The sequence below is a fragment of the Herbaspirillum sp. ST 5-3 genome, assembly GCF_004804275.1.
Lineage (GTDB): Bacteria > Pseudomonadota > Gammaproteobacteria > Burkholderiales > Burkholderiaceae_D > Noviherbaspirillum.
This window is the reverse complement of record NZ_STGI01000001.1, coordinates 474,319-489,792: the sequence shown is the minus strand read 5'-3', so window position 1 is coordinate 489,792 and position 15,474 is coordinate 474,319. Positions and strand designations below refer to the sequence as shown.

16 protein-coding genes are annotated in these 15,474 nt (G+C 62.6%); 7 read left to right on the top strand and 9 right to left on the bottom strand.

Annotation, left to right across the window (positions count from 1 at the left end):
- Positions 1–5 precede the first annotated feature (5 nt).
- On the bottom strand, positions 6–1,130 hold the full coding sequence (locus E6W33_RS02405; protein ID WP_136414380.1) for a patatin-like phospholipase family protein: 1,125 nt from the start codon (positions 1,128–1,130) through the stop codon (positions 6–8).
- Positions 1,131–1,510: 380 nt separating this feature from the next.
- Between E6W33_RS02405 and E6W33_RS02400 the strand changes: the two genes are divergently transcribed.
- On the top strand, positions 1,511–2,380 hold the full coding sequence (locus tag E6W33_RS02400; RefSeq protein WP_211097208.1) for a cytochrome b/b6 domain-containing protein: 870 nt from the start codon (positions 1,511–1,513) through the stop codon (positions 2,378–2,380).
- Positions 2,367–3,134, top strand: coding sequence for a molybdopterin-binding protein (locus E6W33_RS02395; RefSeq protein ID WP_136413877.1), 768 nt, complete (start codon positions 2,367–2,369; stop codon positions 3,132–3,134). The genes E6W33_RS02400 and E6W33_RS02395 overlap by 14 nt, the downstream gene beginning before the upstream one ends.
- 9 nt (positions 3,135–3,143) lie before the next feature.
- Here E6W33_RS02395 and E6W33_RS02390 read toward each other — a convergent pair whose 3' ends face one another.
- The 8 genes from E6W33_RS02390 to E6W33_RS02360 all read right to left on the bottom strand — a co-directional run bounded on the left by E6W33_RS02390 (position 3,144) and on the right by E6W33_RS02360 (position 11,217).
- Positions 3,144–5,177, bottom strand: coding sequence for a VWA domain-containing protein (locus E6W33_RS02390; protein WP_136413875.1), 2,034 nt, complete (start codon positions 5,175–5,177; stop codon positions 3,144–3,146).
- Complete coding sequence (locus E6W33_RS02385) at positions 5,177–5,977, bottom strand: AAA family ATPase (protein ID WP_136413873.1); 801 nt, start codon at positions 5,975–5,977, stop codon at positions 5,177–5,179. Before E6W33_RS02385 ends, E6W33_RS02390 begins: the two co-directional genes overlap by 1 nt.
- Before the next feature lie 17 nt (positions 5,978–5,994).
- Positions 5,995–7,365, bottom strand: coding sequence for a cbb3-type cytochrome c oxidase subunit I (locus tag E6W33_RS02380; protein ID WP_136413871.1), 1,371 nt, complete (start codon positions 7,363–7,365; stop codon positions 5,995–5,997).
- 40 nt (positions 7,366–7,405) lie between these two features.
- On the bottom strand, positions 7,406–8,278 hold the full coding sequence (locus tag E6W33_RS02375; protein ID WP_136413868.1) for a c-type cytochrome: 873 nt from the start codon (positions 8,276–8,278) through the stop codon (positions 7,406–7,408).
- 18 nt (positions 8,279–8,296) lie between these two features.
- The gene (locus E6W33_RS27775; RefSeq protein WP_282183675.1) at positions 8,297–8,422 is read right to left on the bottom strand and encodes a hypothetical protein; all 126 of its coding nucleotides are present in this window, start codon (positions 8,420–8,422) and stop codon (positions 8,297–8,299) included.
- 239 nt (positions 8,423–8,661) lie between these two features.
- Positions 8,662–9,111, bottom strand: coding sequence for a hypothetical protein (locus E6W33_RS02370; protein WP_136413866.1), 450 nt, complete (start codon positions 9,109–9,111; stop codon positions 8,662–8,664).
- A complete protein-coding gene (locus E6W33_RS02365; protein ID WP_247869485.1) occupies positions 9,108–10,628 on the bottom strand; it encodes a multicopper oxidase domain-containing protein in 1,521 nt (506 codons plus the stop codon). Before E6W33_RS02365 ends, E6W33_RS02370 begins: the two co-directional genes overlap by 4 nt.
- A gap of 118 nt (positions 10,629–10,746) precedes the next feature.
- Positions 10,747–11,217, bottom strand: a complete 471-nt coding sequence (locus E6W33_RS02360; RefSeq protein ID WP_136413864.1) for a metallophosphoesterase family protein — start codon at positions 11,215–11,217, stop codon at positions 10,747–10,749.
- On the opposite strand from E6W33_RS02360, the gene E6W33_RS02355 reads away from it, so the two are divergent.
- The 5 genes from E6W33_RS02355 (at position 11,216) to E6W33_RS02335 (ending at position 15,469) form a co-directional block, all read left to right on the top strand.
- Positions 11,216–11,410, top strand: coding sequence for a hypothetical protein (locus E6W33_RS02355; protein WP_136413862.1), 195 nt, complete (start codon positions 11,216–11,218; stop codon positions 11,408–11,410). The genes E6W33_RS02360 and E6W33_RS02355 overlap by 2 nt on opposite strands.
- A gap of 96 nt (positions 11,411–11,506) precedes the next feature.
- Positions 11,507–12,340 (top strand): serine O-acetyltransferase, encoded by an 834-nt coding sequence (cysE, locus tag E6W33_RS02350; protein ID WP_211097207.1) that lies wholly within the window; start codon positions 11,507–11,509, stop codon positions 12,338–12,340.
- A gap of 177 nt (positions 12,341–12,517) precedes the next feature.
- Positions 12,518–13,444, top strand: coding sequence for a sterol desaturase family protein (locus tag E6W33_RS02345; RefSeq protein WP_136413860.1), 927 nt, complete (start codon positions 12,518–12,520; stop codon positions 13,442–13,444).
- A gap of 101 nt (positions 13,445–13,545) precedes the next feature.
- On the top strand, positions 13,546–13,863 hold the full coding sequence (locus E6W33_RS02340) for a hypothetical protein (protein WP_136413858.1): 318 nt from the start codon (positions 13,546–13,548) through the stop codon (positions 13,861–13,863).
- 193 nt (positions 13,864–14,056) lie between these two features.
- Complete coding sequence (locus E6W33_RS02335; RefSeq protein ID WP_136413856.1) at positions 14,057–15,469, top strand: hypothetical protein; 1,413 nt, start codon at positions 14,057–14,059, stop codon at positions 15,467–15,469.
- Positions 15,470–15,474: the final 5 nt, after the last annotated feature.

Below are 15,474 nucleotides of genomic sequence, written 5' to 3'. Positions count from 1 at the left end.
ACGCACTATTTCGTCCTCCCCGCAAATCCATCCACGCCCTTGCCCAGCATCGATGGCGCAGCCGCCAGCATGTCATGAATGATGACGCCTTCGATCGGATCCACCGGTCGGTTCCAGGGCGACAGATCCAGCATGCGCCGCGTGTCCTCGTAGCCGGCCTTTCGCCGCGCACGGATACTGGCAGGCGTGAAGTCGATGTCCTTCAACTGGTCTTCGCCGTCGAGGCCGGATGCGACGAGGCGGACGACGTGCATCGTCGTCTGGCAGCCCCATGAGGCAAGCTCCTTGATCTCGGCAGAATTGCGCAGTCTCTCCGGCATTGCGTTCGCGAGCTTGAGGATGACGTGGCGCAGGTGATGGATCTGCTTTTGCCGCGCCATGTGGCTGTTGGCGCGGCTGGCGTACTTGATGTCCTTTTCCCTGCCGGCCACTTGCCACAGCGTGTCGGGTGCGGGGCCGTCCGGCTTCCAGACATCCACGCTGAAGATCAGGGAGTCGCGGCGCGGGTGGTCGTCGAGCACGGCTTCGATCGGCGTGTTCGAGTAGATGCCGCCGTCCCAGTAGAACTCGCCGTCGATGCATACCGCCGGAAACGCAGGCGGCAGGGCGCCGGAGGCCATGACGTGGGCCAGTGTGATCGGTTCGCTGCGGCTGTCGAAGTAATGCATTTCGCCGCTGCAGACCTTGACGGCGCCGAGCGACAGACGGGTGTGCCGCGCGTTGAGATAGTCGAGGTCGAGCAGCGCGGCGAGGGTGTCGCGCAGCGGCGATGTCAGGTAATACGCCGCGTTTTCGACGCCGATCTGCGCATGCTGCCCGAGCAGGGCCATAGGGTTGGGAATGAAGAAGGCCGGAATGCCCGCGACCAGTGTGAGCCAGTTCATCGCGGCATTGCCGAGAAACGGAAAACAGAGAGAGGGCAGCAGGCCGCGCGGATCATGTTCGATGCGCTGCCAGAATGCGTTCAGGCGTTCGAGACGCTGTTGCGGCCGATTGGCGGCAATGAGTGCGCCGTTGATCGCGCCGATGGACGTGCCGATCACCCAGTCCGGCTCTATGCCCGCTTCGTGCAGTGCTTCATACACACCGACCTGATAGGCGCCCAGAGCGCCGCCGCCCTGCAGCACCATCACGACCTGCCCGGGCAGCGATGGCCGCGCTGGCTGAGCCGCGTTGCGACGCGCACGCTGCGTTCGCGATCCTGCGATCTGCTTTTTCCGTTGAAATGCCTTCACCTTGATTTCCTCCCCAGTAAGCGCGTAATGCAAGAAGCCTATCTGCTGCGACGGCCAATACAGTCCCGGAGTTCACGACGGCGGGCTCGCGCATGACAAATGGAAACGACGCGCCGCAATGTTTCCCAGAGCGAATCTGCGCAGGTGCGGACTGGCGTTAACGCGTCACTGCCCTATAGTGAACTATTCAAATCACGGTCTCACGCCGCACCCATCGGTGGCTGGGCTTTTGTTGACGCCTGTCCGCGAGGCGTACTCACCGATTCGTGTTCATCATGCAAAAAACGCTTTCCGCATTCATGCCGCCACCGCGCAGGGCAAGCCTGTATTACCGGCATCGCCTGCCGGTGCGATTGATGCATTGGATCAATGTGCTGTGCCTCACGGTGCTGTTCATGAGTGGCCTGTCCATCTTCAATGCGCATCCCGCTCTGTACTGGGGCAATTCGTCTTACAGTGGACGTCCGGCGGTGCTGGAAATCGATTCTGTTGACGCAGCGCCAGCACCAAGAGGCATCCTGCGCATCGGCAGTCATCAGTTCGATACCACGGGTGTGCTCGGCGTCTCGACAGGCGCGGACGGCGCGCTGAACCGGCACGCCTTTCCATCGTGGATCACCATTCCCGGCTATTACTCGCTGGCATTTGCGCGGCAGTGGCATTTCTTCTTCGCGTGGCTGTTCGTCATCAACGGGCTGGCTTATATCCTGTATGCACTGTTCAGCGGGCATCTCGCGCGCGACCTCGCTCCGGATAAAGATGAACTGAAGGGCATCGGGGCATCAGTGAAGGACCATCTTCTGTTCCGCCATCCGCAGGGCGAGGCGGCCAGGCGTTACAACGTGCTTCAGAAGCTGGCTTATCTCGCGGTCATCTTCGTGCTGCTTCCGCTCATCGTGCTGATGGGCATGGCGATGTCGCCGATGCTCGACAGCGCCATCACAGGCTGGGTCAACTGGTTCGGCGGGCGGCAGTCGGCGCGCACCATCCACTTCATCATCGCGTGGATGCTGGTCGCGTTCGTGCTGATTCATGTGTTCGAAGTGATTGTCAGCGGGCTGTGGAACCATCTTCGGTCCATGATCACCGGCTACTACGATATCGAGCCGGAACCCGCCACGGGAGCGCGTCATGAGAATGCCTAGGAGACTATTCCTTCGCCAGTCCTTACAAGTGCTGGCCGTGCTGGGCATGGCCGGATGCGATCGCCTGAGCCGGGCCGAATGGTTCCAGCAGATGCTGTCGGCGGGCGAGGGCTTGAGCCGGACGGCGCACAAGGCATTGCTGCCGCGTGCAACGATGGCGCAGGAATTCACCGAAGCCGACCTGTCGCCGCGCTTTCGCAGCAACGGCACCAGCAATCCGGAAAACCCGGCCTATCAGGCGCTGGCTGCCAACGGCTTCAGGGACTGGGCACTGAAGGTCGACGGCTTGGTGGCAAACCCTCTGCAACTGTCGCTGCCGCAACTGCGCGCCATGCCGAGCCGCACGCAGATCACGCGCCATGATTGCGTGGAAGGCTGGAGCGCGATCGGAAAATGGACGGGTGTCCCGCTGGGGCGCGTGCTCGACGTCGCGCGCCCGCGTCCGGAGGCACGCTTCGTGGTGTTCCATTGCGCCGATCCGATGGAAGGTCCCGGCTCGGTGCAGTACTACGAAAGCATCGACATGGATGACGCCTTCCATCCGCAGACGATCCTCGCCTACGACCTCAACGACAGCGCGCTGCCGATCGCCAACGGCGCGCCCTTGCGCGTGCGCGTGGAGCGCCAGCTCGGTTACAAGCATGCGAAGTATCTCAGCCGCATCGAACTGGTCGAGAGCCTGGACAGAATTCGCGGCGGCAAGGGCGGCTACTGGGAAGACGGCCACGGGTATCAGTGGTACGCCGGCATCTGACACCCGGCCTTATTCTGCGACCAGTCGTTTCAGCCAATCCAGCAGCACCGTGGGTAGCAGTTCCGGCCGCGGCAACAGCGCGTACTGATGCGCACCGAACACCTGAGGCAGATAGTTCGCGGCCTGCCGGTCGATGGTCAGGCAGAAGGGGAAGATGCCTTGCAATTTTGCTTCGGTCACCGCCTGACGCATGTCCTCCACGCCATAGCGGCCTTCGTAGTCATCGACATCGTTTGGCTTGCCGTCCGACAGCAGCAACAGCAGGCGGTGTCGCGCGGTCTGCCGCATTAGGTTTGCGGTGACATGGCGTAGCGCTGCGCCGGCGCGGGTGTAGTGCTCCGGTTCCAGCGCGGCGATGCGTTGCGCGACTTCATCGCTGTGATGCTCGTTGAAGTCCTTGATGGTGCGCAGCGTCACCTTGTCCGGCCCCTCGCCGGAAAATGCGTGCACCGCGAAGGGTTCGTTCATGCCTTCCAGCGCGATGCACACCAGCAGCAGCGCTTCGCGTTCCACGTCGATCACGCGCCGGTTCGCGGACACCCATGCATCGGTCGAGCCGCTGACATCGATCAGCAACGCAATCGCCATGTCGCGCCGGGATGCGCGCCAGGTCTGATACAAACCCTGCGCCATCGGCCGGCCGGCGTGGAAATCGGCCCGGCTGTCGATATAGGCGTCGAGGTCGATGTCCGCGCCGTCGATCTGCTTGCGCAGGCGCACGCGGTCGGCGCGCAGCATCTCGAAGCGGCGACGGATCGCGTCCAGCATCGCGCGGTGTTCGGCCAGCGTGGTGGCCACCCATTGCGGTGAGCCCTGCGATGCCGGCAGAAGATGAACGCGTGCGCCCGGTTCGCGGTAGGCGCCGATGCGGTAATCCCATTCCGGATAGGTGAATGTGGCCGCGTCGCCGGGTGTTGCGGCGGCGGCAGTTCTTGTGCGCGACGGCAGCGGATCGTCCGACAGCAGCACTTCCTTTGGCTGGCCGGGTGTGGCCACCAGGCGCGCCTCCGGCAGTTCGGAGAGCGAATCCGCGAAATCCTCGGCGGCCGTCGATTCATCCCGGTCGGTGGGCCGCTGCATGCCGATCGGATCTTCCGCATGCTCCTGCGGTTGCGCGGTCTGCACCATCCACGGACCGGTGCGCCGGTCGTCTTCGTCCTCGGCTGCTTCGCGCACTTCGGGACGGCGAGCGAGGCGCGCACTGCGCGGTGGCTTGTCGCTCTTTTTGGCAAGATCAGTGCTTCTCGCATCCATTGCATTGGATGGAGAGGGCGGGCACTTGAACTCGCCGGTCCACAGATCCTTGCAGAGCGGATGGCGGATGCGTTGTAGCGCGGGATCCGATTCAAGCAGCATGGCTGCCGCGAGCGATTGTGCCTGCAGCCATGCTTCCGACGGCGAGGAGGCGATGAGCAAGCCCGGCGGCGCAGCGCGGCAATCCGTGCGCAAGATGGCGCGCAACAGCTCTTCGAGCCGGCGCCTGCCTGCGCCAAAACGTTCTAGCGCGGGACGTTGCGCCAGTGCGTCGCGCCGCAAGGCATTCAGCCCCTCGACCAGGCCGGGAAGCAGGCACGCCAGCGCGGCATCGGCGGCAATCGCTTCCAGCAGCAGGTACAGGTCGCGCTCCAGCGCCGTTGCCGTGGGCGGCAATGGCTGCGCGCTGCGGCGCATCAGGCGCATCGCCTGTTGCAGCGCGAGGATGCGATAGCGTTCGATTGCAGCTTCCGTCGATCGCCCGGGCAACTCGGCGGGCAGCCAGATGGTGTCGCCGTCGGTCGCCGCCAGAGCTTGTTGCGACAGCGGCTGTTCGTGCCGCCGAAACAAGGTTTGCAGCAAGGTCGGCGGCGGTGGCGGCTGGGCTGCACGCAGCGGCGACGCATTGCCGAACACGGCGGTGAGCAACAGGCTGATGCGTTGTGCGACGTCGGTGAGCCGGAGCGATGGCGCATGCGCGCGCGACGGGCGGTGCCGACGCCACAGGTCTTGCGCGTACACCGTCGCGTGGTGCGCGACATCGACCAGGACGTCTTCGGCTTCGGCCATCAGATAAAAGTCGCGTCCACCAGATCGCGCATCGCGCCCCCCAGCGCAGCATCGTCCGAGAGCGGTGATACCAGCGCGGCGTAGCATGCCTGCCGGGCTTCGATGCCGCTGGCGATCAGGCGTGCGGCGGCGATCAGCAGGCGCGTGCTCGGCACTTCCGCGAGGCCGCGATCCTGCAGCGCGCGCAGGCGCAGCCCCAGCGTCACCAGCGCATGCACGGTGGGGCGATCGGCGCCGCTTTCATGTTCGATGATGCGGATCTCGCGCTCCGCCGGCGGAAAGCCGAGGTCGAGCGCGACAAAGCGCTGGCGCGTGCTCGGCTTCAGGTCCTTGAGCATGCGCTGATAGCCGGGGTTGTACGACACGACCAGTTGGAATCCGTCGGCTGCTTCGATCAGTTCGCCGGTCTTGTCGATGGGCAGCATGCGCCGGTAATCGGTGAGCGGATGCAGCACCACCACCGTGTCCTGGCGCGCCTCGACGATTTCATCGAGATAGCAGATCGCGCCTTCGCGCACCGCGCGCGTCAGCGGCCCGTCCTGCCATACCGTGCCGTCATGGCGGATCAGGAAGCGGCCGACCAGGTCGCTTGCGGTCAGGTCGTCGTGGCAGGAGATGGTGATGACCGGGCGGTCGAGCCGCCATGCCATGTGCTCGATGAAGCGCGTCTTGCCGCAGCCGGTCGGGCCTTTCAGCATGACGGCCAGATTGCGCGCATGGCATTGCTCGAAGATGCGCACTTCGTCGCCGGAGGGAACATAGAACGGCTCGTCGGCCGGCCGGATGGCGGCGATCTGCATGCCTGTTCAGTCCTTGCTCACGGCATGGCTCCGGCCCGGCCGGCGCCCGCCGGCGCAACATCTTCAATCAGGTCGAAGCGCGGCGCCCTGCGGAAGAAGTCCCAGATGAACAGTGCCGCGCCGATGGTAAACAGCGATGCCGTCACGATCAGCATCACGAAGTGGACCTGGATGCGCAGCTGCGTGTCGAGATATCCGAGGCCGAGAATGCGCTCAAGGTAGACCTGGCCGATGCCGGCCGTGGCAAACGACAGCGTCATGCCGAACATGCCGGCCAGTTGCAGCCAGAACGCCCAGAAGCCCACGCTGCTGCCGCCTTCGCTCCGCTCGCTGGTCATCGCGGGCAGCGCGTAGCTGATCATCGCCAGCACGATCATCGCGTATGCGCCGTAAAAGGCGGCATGGCCGTGCATGGCGGTAATCAGGGTGCCGTGCGTCCACTTGTTCACGCTCGGCCAGGTATGCGCCAGCCCGAGCAGGCCGGCGCCGAACATGGTGAACACCGCGCTGCCCACGGTCCAGTGCAGCGCGAGCACATTCGGATGCGCGAGGCCGGAGCGGCGTATCGCGGAATAGGCATAGATCGCCATGCCGATCAGTGCCACCGGTTCCAGCGCGCTGAAGAAGCCGCCGATCGGCAGCCAATAATGCGGCACGCCGACCCAGTAATAGTGGTGCGCGGTGCCGATGATGCCGGCGATGAACACCAGTCCGACGATCACGTACAGCCACTTTTCCATCACTTCGCGGTCGGCGCCCGACAGCCGGATCAGCAGATACGCGAGGAAGCCGCCCTGGATCATTTCCCACACGCCTTCCACCCACAGGTGAATGGTCCACCAACGATAGAAAATGGAAATCGTGTAATTGCGGAATTCGATCAGCGAGGGCAGGTACAGCAGTGCCGCACTGCCGAGGCCGAGCAGCAGCACGCCTTCGGTGGTGGTGAAGCGCCCGGATTTGCGGATGGTCATGCCGATGTTATAGAGGAACATCAGCATCACGATCACGATCACGATCTTGTGCGGCAGTGGCTGCTCCAGCAGCTTGTTGCCGGTGCCGTAGCGGAACAGGTAACCGATCACAGCGCTCACGCCCATCAGCACCCACAGGATCAGCTGGATATACGCGAGCTTGACGCTGTGCAGCTCGGTGCGCGACTCGTCCGGCACCATCCAGTAGGTCGCGCCCATGAAGCCGGTGAGCACCCAGACGATCAGAAGATTGGTGTGGATCATCTTCGTCACGTCGAAGGGCAGGATGTACAGCAAGGGGTCGGGACCGAGATACTTCGAGGCGGACAGCAGACCGAACACGAGCTGCAAGCCGAACAGCACCATTGCCACCGCAAAGTACCAATACGCTACTGCCTGGGACCGATATCGCATTGCAGTTCTCCCTTTCGTAACACTCTCTAGACCCGGATTGTCATTTCAAGCTCATCAGATAGGCGACCAGCTGATCGATCTGCTCCGGCTTGAGATCCTTGCCGTAGGTATCCGGCATGAAGGACTGGCCGTTCGCGGAGAAGGTCGGGCCGGGAACGAGGAATGCGCTCGGCTTGACGATCGACTCGCGTATGTAGGCGGCGGCGTCCTTGGCCGAGCCCTTGTACTCGCCCGAGCTGATCATCTGCTGCGCGCGGGTCGCCACGCCGGAGAGCGAGGGACCGACCAGGTTCACGCCGGGCGCCACCGAGTGGCAGGCGAAGCAGCCGGGCGGCGAGGAGCGGAACAAGGTCTCTCCCAGCGCGACCGGATCGTCGCCCGAGGTGACAGGACGTGCGCCCGGCGCCTTCTGCGCCCCGCCGGCCGGTGTGCCGGCCGGATTCTGCTGCTGCGCCGGGCTTGCGCCGGTGCCGGGGATGGTCGAACCTGTCACCAGGATGGGACGCGGCGGCCAGCCCTGATTATCGACCTTGCTGACCCAGTCGAGAAAGGCGAGCAGGTCGGTGATTTCATTGTCGGCCAGGTTTTGCGTCGGCATCAGGCGGCGATGGCGCTGCTCGTTGTAAAACTTGGAGGGGTCATGCAGGTAGGCGCGCAGATAGGGCGCGCCACGGTATTGCGTGATTTTTGTCAGGTCCGGCGCATAGTACGCGCCCTCGCCGAACAAGGTGTGGCAGTTGATGCAGTTGTACTTGTGCCAGACATCCTTGCCATGTATCACCGCCGGCGTGAGGTTTTCCGCGTTGGTCAGCTTGTCGACCTGGCGATGGGTGTCGATGGTCATGCCAAGGAAGGCCAGCGCCAGGACGGTGGTCGAGCCGATGGCGAAGAGGCGGGTTTGTCGTTTGTTCATGTTGTGCCGCGCCTCCCCTCAAACACCGATACCGGACCAGTAGCTGATCGAGATGTATCCGCCATATACGATGGCGGCCAGCATCAGGATTACTATCAGCAGGCTGACGAGTTTGAGCGGGCCGTACAGTGCAGTGCCGTGCATGGACTATCCCTCCAATGCCGAGATATCCGGGCACAGCAATAAGGATGCCAAAATCCAGGGGGAAACGGGGCGATGGGCGATGCGATGGATGATGCAAGCCGCGCTCCGCGGCGGCAGCAGTGTCGCGGCGGATTTCAGGAAGGGGCGGGTGCGCCGGTGGCGAACCGGCGCACGTGCCGCGCGTCATTCATGGTGCTGCGCGTTTTTACCGTGTCTTGCAATTCTTACGTGGAACTTCTTCAAGGGCGGCGCGTAGGCGATGCTGCCTCGACATTTTTCAGTACCGCAGTGCGCTCCATCACGCGCATGGGATCCAGGCGCAATCCCTGTGCGGCAATCTTCTTGTTCATCGTACGCACTGCCTTGTCCACCGACACCTTGGACGGATCGAAGGAGAAAGACAACGCGGCGTTATCGACGGAAATACGGATGCTGCCGCGATCGACGCCCGGTGTTGCCTCTGCTGCCTGCACAAGGCCGCGCTGCGCGACATCGCCGGACTGCAGGTACTCGAGCTTGCCGTCGATCGCGCAGTACGCGACATGATGACGCGCTGCCTCGGCGCGCATCAGTTCCGCATGGTCATAGACGGCGGCCACCTTGTCTTCGACGCAGTGACCGCAGGCAAACGCTGCCGTGCAGCACGCAGCCAGCGCGAATGCAAGTGCAGCCTTTACCGGTGCGTTCATGACTTTCCTTTCTCGTTGCTCTCGTGATCCATCGGCGCGGGGCCGGGCTGGGAATCAAGCCAGTGGAAATACTTGATGAAATGCGAGATTTCGGCATCCGACAGATTCTGGTTCGGCATCGGCAGATTGTTGAACTGCTTGAGCAGCGTCTTCGCGTCGGCATCGCTGGCCAGCATCTGCTCGGGTGACTTCAACCAGCGGCGCAGCCAGTCGTCGGAGCGGCGCTTGGTCACACCGGCCAGGTCGGGGCCGATCTTCTTGCCGCGGCCGCCTTCGATCGCATGACAGGCGAGACACTTCGATTCGAACTGCTGTTTCCCTTGTATTTCGTCCGGGTCGGTCGGCGTCGGCGACGCGGCGATGTTGTGGTGTTCCGTCGCGTGCTCGCCGGCGGCGCCGGTGCTGATCAGGCCGACCGCGCCCTGCGATGCATTGGCGAAGTGGTGATCGACCATCACATACGAACCCTCTTCGGGAACCACGAATTCCACGATCGCGCTGTTCGACGAACCGAGCAGCACGGTCTGCATGCCGCGGAACTGGTTGTCCGGATTACCCTCGATCCAGACGCGGTCGAAGATCGCGCCGACCACATGGAAGCTGGAAGTCTTGCTCGGGCCGGCGTTCAGCACGTACAAGCGCACCCGCTCGCCCGGCTTGGCGGGGAGGGGAGTGCGCATCATCCCGTTGTGCACGCCGTTGAACACGGTGTGGGTCGGCTGCGCGTTGCGCAAGCGGTCGCCGTCCAGCACATAGAGCGGTATGCCCTGCACCTTCGCGTTGCCGGGTGCCTGCTTGACGTAAAACTCGCTCTGGATGATCACGTATTCGCGGTCCGCCTTGGTCGGATAGCCGCCACGCGGTTCGACCACCACGGCGCCATACATGCCCGATGCGATATGTTCCAGCGTCATCGGCGTGCCGCAGTGATACATGAAGACGCCGGGATAATTGGGCGTGAACTCGAACTCCATGGTTTGCCCCGGCGCGATCGAGCGATACTTGTCTTCCGGCGAAACCATCGCCGCATGAAAATCCATCGAGTGCATCATCGGTGCGGCCGTCATGCGCGGGCCGGGCACGGGCTCGTCGCTGCGATTCGTCATCGAGAACTTGACACGGTCACCGACGCGTACATGCACTGTCGGCCCCGGCACCTGGTCGCCGAAGGTCCAGCCGCTGAATTTGACGCCCGGTGCGAGGTCGATGATCTTGTGCGTGGTATCCAGCCGTATCGTCTTCACCGGCGACGGGTCGAGCGGCTTCAGTATCGGTCCCGTGCTGAGCGCGCTGCCTTCGGCATAGGCACCGGTATGACGTTCGGACGTGACTTTTGCCGGCACGGGTTTCAGATCCATCTTTGCAGGATCGTAAGACGAGGAACCGGAGGACTCTGATGCGGCGACGGGTTTGGTGGCTGCGCTGGTGGTCGAGGCGGAATCGACGCAGGCTGTCAACGAGAGTGCAGCCATGAACAAGGTGACGGAGGCGAGTTGCGAGGGCAGACGAAATTTCACGGGCATCCTTTCCGGAGCATTGGGGTGATGGCACATTACCATGAATCAGGATCGGGCATGTCCGTCAGGAATGGCTGTCGGGCCATGATGCAATTAGCAGGCCTGAGTAGCATGTCTGCTAATCCACTTCCAGCGTTTGCAGCTCCACTTTCGCGCTGCCGTTGCTGATGTGGAGAAAGCCCAGCGAAATCGGCAACTTGAAGCGGCGCGGGCCGGCGCTGCCGGGATTGACGAACTGGACGCCGCCCTCCATCTTCAGCGAGGGCCGATGGGAATGGCCGCTGACCACAACCTGAATGCCGGCGCTTTTCGGGTCGAGGTCGAGATCGGCGAGGTCATGCACCACATGGATGGCGACGCCGCCGACCGTGACGGTTTCCCTTTCATGCAATGCGTCAGCCCAGGCGCCCCTGTCGTTATTGCCGCGCACGGCGACGACGGGAGCAATCTGCTGGAGCGCATGCAAGACCTCGGCGTTGCAGATATCGCCGGCGTGAATGATTAAGTCCACGCCCTTGAGCGCGACACGGGCTTCCGGTCGCAACAATCCGTGTGTATCCGCGATCAGGCCTATGCGTAAAGTTTTCATGGTGATTGAAAAGCGGGATGTGCAGCCGAAATCGCACTGCGCGGCGCTTGCGCCAAAATCCGCAAAATATGCTTTAATGGCCAAATACCAGTTTTCATATAAGCATATTTTCTTTTTGTTTAGACGCATGAGCAAGCCAGTTGTTTCCACCCTGATTTGTTGTCGCCGGCGGCCGGAGGGGCTTGCCGACTAGCGCGTGCGTTTTTCGTCAGATTCCAATGGCCGCAGTGAGGTAAAAACTGCGGCCATTTTGTTTTATGCGGGCATGAACGCAACCAGGAGAACCATCATGAACAGAGCAGAAGCCGATGTCGCACAGCCTGACCAGGCTGCAATGCCGGGGACACGCGAGGAAGACGGCGTCTGGCACGACATGCACCGCGCCGCGCAGGACCTGGTGCGGCGCGAACCGATCCTGCAAGCGCGCCTGCACGCACTGGTACTCGCGCATGCCTCTCCGGTCGCCATCGTAGCGGCCGTGCTGGCGCGCCGTCTCGCCTGCGAGGATTTTCCGGAAACGGCATTGCGCCCCCTGATGGAAGACATCCTGCACGCGCATCCGGCCATCATCTCGCAGATTGCCGCCGACCTTGCGGCGGTGAAAGAACGCGATCCCGCCTGCCCGGATTCCCTGCATGTGCTGCTCAACCTGAAGGGTTTTCATGCACTGCAGACTTACCGCATTGCCCATGCGCTCTGGCAAGCCGGACGATCCGAACTCGCGTTCGCCTTGTCCAACCAGGCATCGGCGGTGTTCGCCGTCGATATTCACCCGGCCGCGCGCATCGGCAGCGGCGTGATGCTCGATCATGGCACCGGCATCGTGATCGGTGAAACCGCCGTGGTTGAAGATAAGGTTTCCATCCTGCAGAACGTCACCCTCGGCGGTACCGGCAAGGAACACGGCGACCGGCATCCGAAGATTCGTTACGGCGTGATGATAGGCGCGGGCGCGAAGATCCTCGGCAACATCGAAATCGGCATGATGAGCAAGGTCGCCGCCGGCAGCGTCGTCCTGAAAGCCGTACCGCCGCATTGCACCGTGGCCGGAGTGCCGGCGCGCGTGGTGCGGCATCAACCGCCCGACAGTTGTCCGTCGGTGGAGATGGATCAGACGCTGTGACAGCGCTGTGGTGGCTTGGATGGAGCTCGAATCCGGGCTCCCATGGATATGATATTGTTTCGGCAACCTTCTCATGACAGGATACAGCGCCCTCCATCACGATCGTGATGCGGCGCGCAAAGCGTACTGAAAGAGGGCAAGAGTTTTCCACACGATCTCATTCGCGGAGTCCGTGCCATGCTGCCTCTTGAGAAGTTTCTTCTGTTCGTTGCCACGCCTGTCGTACTCATCATTGCGCTCGTCGAGGCGTTTGTCCTGTCGCGTATCGGTCGCTACGACTGGCGCGCATTCGGCGTATCGGCACTCGACCTGATCGTCCGCATTGCGCTCAACATCCTGCTGCCGCTCTCGATTGCCACGCCTGCCATTCGCTGGGCTGTTCAACACCGCCTGACGACGATCCATCTGGATGGATGGCTGGCGATCCTCCTGCTGTTTCTTGGTCAGGAATTTTTCTATTACTGGTACCACCGGGCTGCGCATCGCGTCCGATGGTTCTGGTGCAACCACGCAGTGCATCATTCTCCGAATGATCTCAACCTGTCCGCGGCAGTTCGCATCGGCATCCTGAGCAAGTTTTCCGGCACGGCACTGTTTTTCGTGCCATTGATCTGGCTGGGATTCGCTCCCCGGATTGTATTTGCCACCTTGTCGTTGAACCTGCTGTATCAGTTCTGGATTCATGCGACATGGATTCCAAAGCTCGGCTGGCTCGAGGGGATCGTCAACACACCGTCCGCGCATCGTGTGCATCACGCCGCCAATCCAGCCTATCTCGATGCGAACTATGGTGGTGTTCTTCTGATCTTCGATCGACTGTTTGGCACTTATGTGAAGGAGCGAGACGAATTGCCTTGCCGTTACGGACTGGTACAGCCGCTGACGAGCAACAATCCGCTTCGGGTCGAGTTTTTTCAATGGATCAAGCTTGTTCGGGATCTGGCTGCGGCGCGCAGCGTGCGGGCTTTCTTCGGGCATGTCTTCATGCCGCCGGGATGGGCGCCGGCGGGCGAAGGATGCACCACAGAAGAATTGCGCGCACGCCAATGGGAGGAGGGGGCGCTGCCAGGTTCGCCGGCATCCGATGAGAGCTTTCGCGCGTAGGGGCGGGCAGCTTGTTATAATCCGGCGATCCGCCATTTTCAATGCGACAACACGTCGCGAGGGCAAATGGATCCTGTATTGCACCTGTCCGTTCTGACCAAGTGAAAATCCGCCGCGTCTTCGCTCGTGTCGTGCTCGCCTTTCTGCTGCTTTCGCAGCAGTTGGGGATCACGCATGCGATCTCGCACATCTCCTCGGATACTTCTTCCAGCCGTTCCAGGGACAAGGAGTTGCCGGCCGAATTGCAATGCGTGCAATGCCTTGCCTTTGCCTCCATCGGTTCGGGCCTGACCGGCTCCCCGCTTCAGCTCGATCCGCTTCCGGCGCCGGCCGACACGATCACTTTCGTGCTGCTGGTCAAACCCCTGCCTGCCGCGCTTCGCGCATTCGATTCACGCGCTCCGCCACTCTTCGTTTAGCAGGCTGGTGAAAAACTACTGCGCGGCCCGATTTTAGGGCCTGCGGTGCTCTGCGTACCAGTCGTACGCGTGCGCTCCTCGGCCCCAATCTCGACCCGCTCGCTACGTTTTTCAACAGCCTGCTGCTATTCCTCGTTGCGGCCGGCCGCCACGCGCGCCGGCCTGATTTCGATTTTCCCGAACAGGAAATACCATGTTGAAACGATCCGTTCTCACGACGGCGCTGGCTGCCGTCTATGCGGCCGCATCGCCCTTGCCGGCGTTTGCCGCCGACGACCAGGCGCTCGCGCAGATGCGCGATGAAATCCGGCAGATGAAGCAGGAATACGAAGCGCGGATTCGCGCGCTCGAAGCACGTCTGCAAGCCGCCGAAACACAAACCGCCGCCACGCAGGCAGCGCCCGCACCATCACCGGCAACAGCCACAACAACAACCGCTTCCACCGCGGGCGGCGCCAGTGCCTTCAATCCCGAAGTCTCTCTCATCCTCGGCGGCACCTATGCCAATCTGTCGCAGGACCCGACGCAATTTCGCATTCAGGGTTTCGTGCCGGGTGGCGATGAAATCGGTCCCGGCAAACGCGGCTTCAATCTCGGCGAGTCGGAGCTGACGCTGCGCGCCAACGTCGATCCGCGCTTCGCCGGACAGCTGACTTTTTCCCTTGCTCCCGATAACACGGCCAGCGTCGAGGAAGCCTTCTTCGAAACGAAAGCCTTGTCCAGCGGCATCAACCTGCGAGGCGGGCGCTTCCTGTCCTCGATCGGTTATCTGAACAACCAGCACGCGCATGTATGGGATTTCGTCGACGCGCCGCTTGCTTACCAGGCCTTCCTCGGCGGCCAGTTCAAGCCCGACGGGCTGCAGCTCAAATGGCTGGCGCCGACCGAGCGTTTCATTGAGCTCGGCATGGAGGCAGGGAGCGGAGCCGCCTTCCCCGGCAGCGACCGCAACAAGAACGGCATCGGCTCGACCGCGCTGTTCGCGCACGTGGGCGACGACATCGGCGAGAGCGCGAGCTGGCGCGCCGGGCTGTCCTACCTGCGCACCGGCGCAAGCGACAGGACCTACGAGGACATCGACCGCAGCGGCACCGGTGTGACCAATGCCATCAGCGGCCATGCCAACACCTGGATCGTCGATGGCGTCTACAAATGGGCGCCGAACGGCAACGCGACTTACACCAACTTCAAGTTGCAGGGCGAATACTTCCATCGCAAGGAAAACGGCACCTTGACCTACGACACGCTGGCGCAATCCTTCGGCACGGCGGCAGGCGCTTACGCATCGGCGCAATCCGGTTGGTATGTGCAGGGCGTCTACCAGTTCCGTCCGGCCTGGCGCACGGGATTGCGCTATGACCGGCTGAATGCCGGCACGCCGGACATCGGCCTGGTGAGCAGCGGGTCCATGAGCGCTGCGGATTTCCAGCGCCTGGCCTCGTACAAGCCCGCGCGCACCAGCATTATGTTCGACTACTCCCCTTCGGAGTTCAGCCGCTTTCGCCTGCAGTTCGCGCGCGACCGGTCCCGCCCCGAGGTCACGGACCGTCAGGTTTTTCTCCAGTACATCATGAGCCTGGGTGCGCATGGCGCACATAACTTCTAGGAGTG

What these genes read in the sequence shown, in the direction of transcription:
- E6W33_RS02405 (WP_136414380.1), bottom strand. Translation starts at nt 1,130, where the DNA reads ATGGTGCTGCAGGGCGGCGGCGCTCTGGGCGCCTATCAGGTCGGTGTG.
- E6W33_RS02400 (WP_211097208.1), top strand. Translation starts at nt 1,511, where the DNA reads ATGCAAAAAACGCTTTCCGCATTCATGCCGCCACCGCGCAGGGCAAGC.
- E6W33_RS02395 (WP_136413877.1), top strand. Translation starts at nt 2,367, where the DNA reads ATGAGAATGCCTAGGAGACTATTCCTTCGCCAGTCCTTACAAGTGCTG.
- E6W33_RS02390 (WP_136413875.1), bottom strand. Translation starts at nt 5,177, where the DNA reads ATGGCCGAAGCCGAAGACGTCCTGGTCGATGTCGCGCACCACGCGACG.
- E6W33_RS02385 (WP_136413873.1), bottom strand. Translation starts at nt 5,977, where the DNA reads ATGCAGATCGCCGCCATCCGGCCGGCCGACGAGCCGTTCTATGTTCCC.
- E6W33_RS02380 (WP_136413871.1), bottom strand. Translation starts at nt 7,365, where the DNA reads ATGCGATATCGGTCCCAGGCAGTAGCGTATTGGTACTTTGCGGTGGCA.
- E6W33_RS02375 (WP_136413868.1), bottom strand. Translation starts at nt 8,278, where the DNA reads ATGAACAAACGACAAACCCGCCTCTTCGCCATCGGCTCGACCACCGTC.
- E6W33_RS27775 (WP_282183675.1), bottom strand. Translation starts at nt 8,422, where the DNA reads ATGCACGGCACTGCACTGTACGGCCCGCTCAAACTCGTCAGCCTGCTG.
- E6W33_RS02370 (WP_136413866.1), bottom strand. Translation starts at nt 9,111, where the DNA reads ATGAACGCACCGGTAAAGGCTGCACTTGCATTCGCGCTGGCTGCGTGC.
- E6W33_RS02355 (WP_136413862.1), top strand. Translation starts at nt 11,216, where the DNA reads ATGGTGATTGAAAAGCGGGATGTGCAGCCGAAATCGCACTGCGCGGCG.
- E6W33_RS02360 (WP_136413864.1), bottom strand. Translation starts at nt 11,217, where the DNA reads ATGAAAACTTTACGCATAGGCCTGATCGCGGATACACACGGATTGTTG.
- cysE (WP_211097207.1), top strand. Translation starts at nt 11,507, where the DNA reads ATGAACAGAGCAGAAGCCGATGTCGCACAGCCTGACCAGGCTGCAATG.
- E6W33_RS02345 (WP_136413860.1), top strand. Translation starts at nt 12,518, where the DNA reads ATGCTGCCTCTTGAGAAGTTTCTTCTGTTCGTTGCCACGCCTGTCGTA.
- E6W33_RS02335 (WP_136413856.1), top strand. Translation starts at nt 14,057, where the DNA reads ATGTTGAAACGATCCGTTCTCACGACGGCGCTGGCTGCCGTCTATGCG.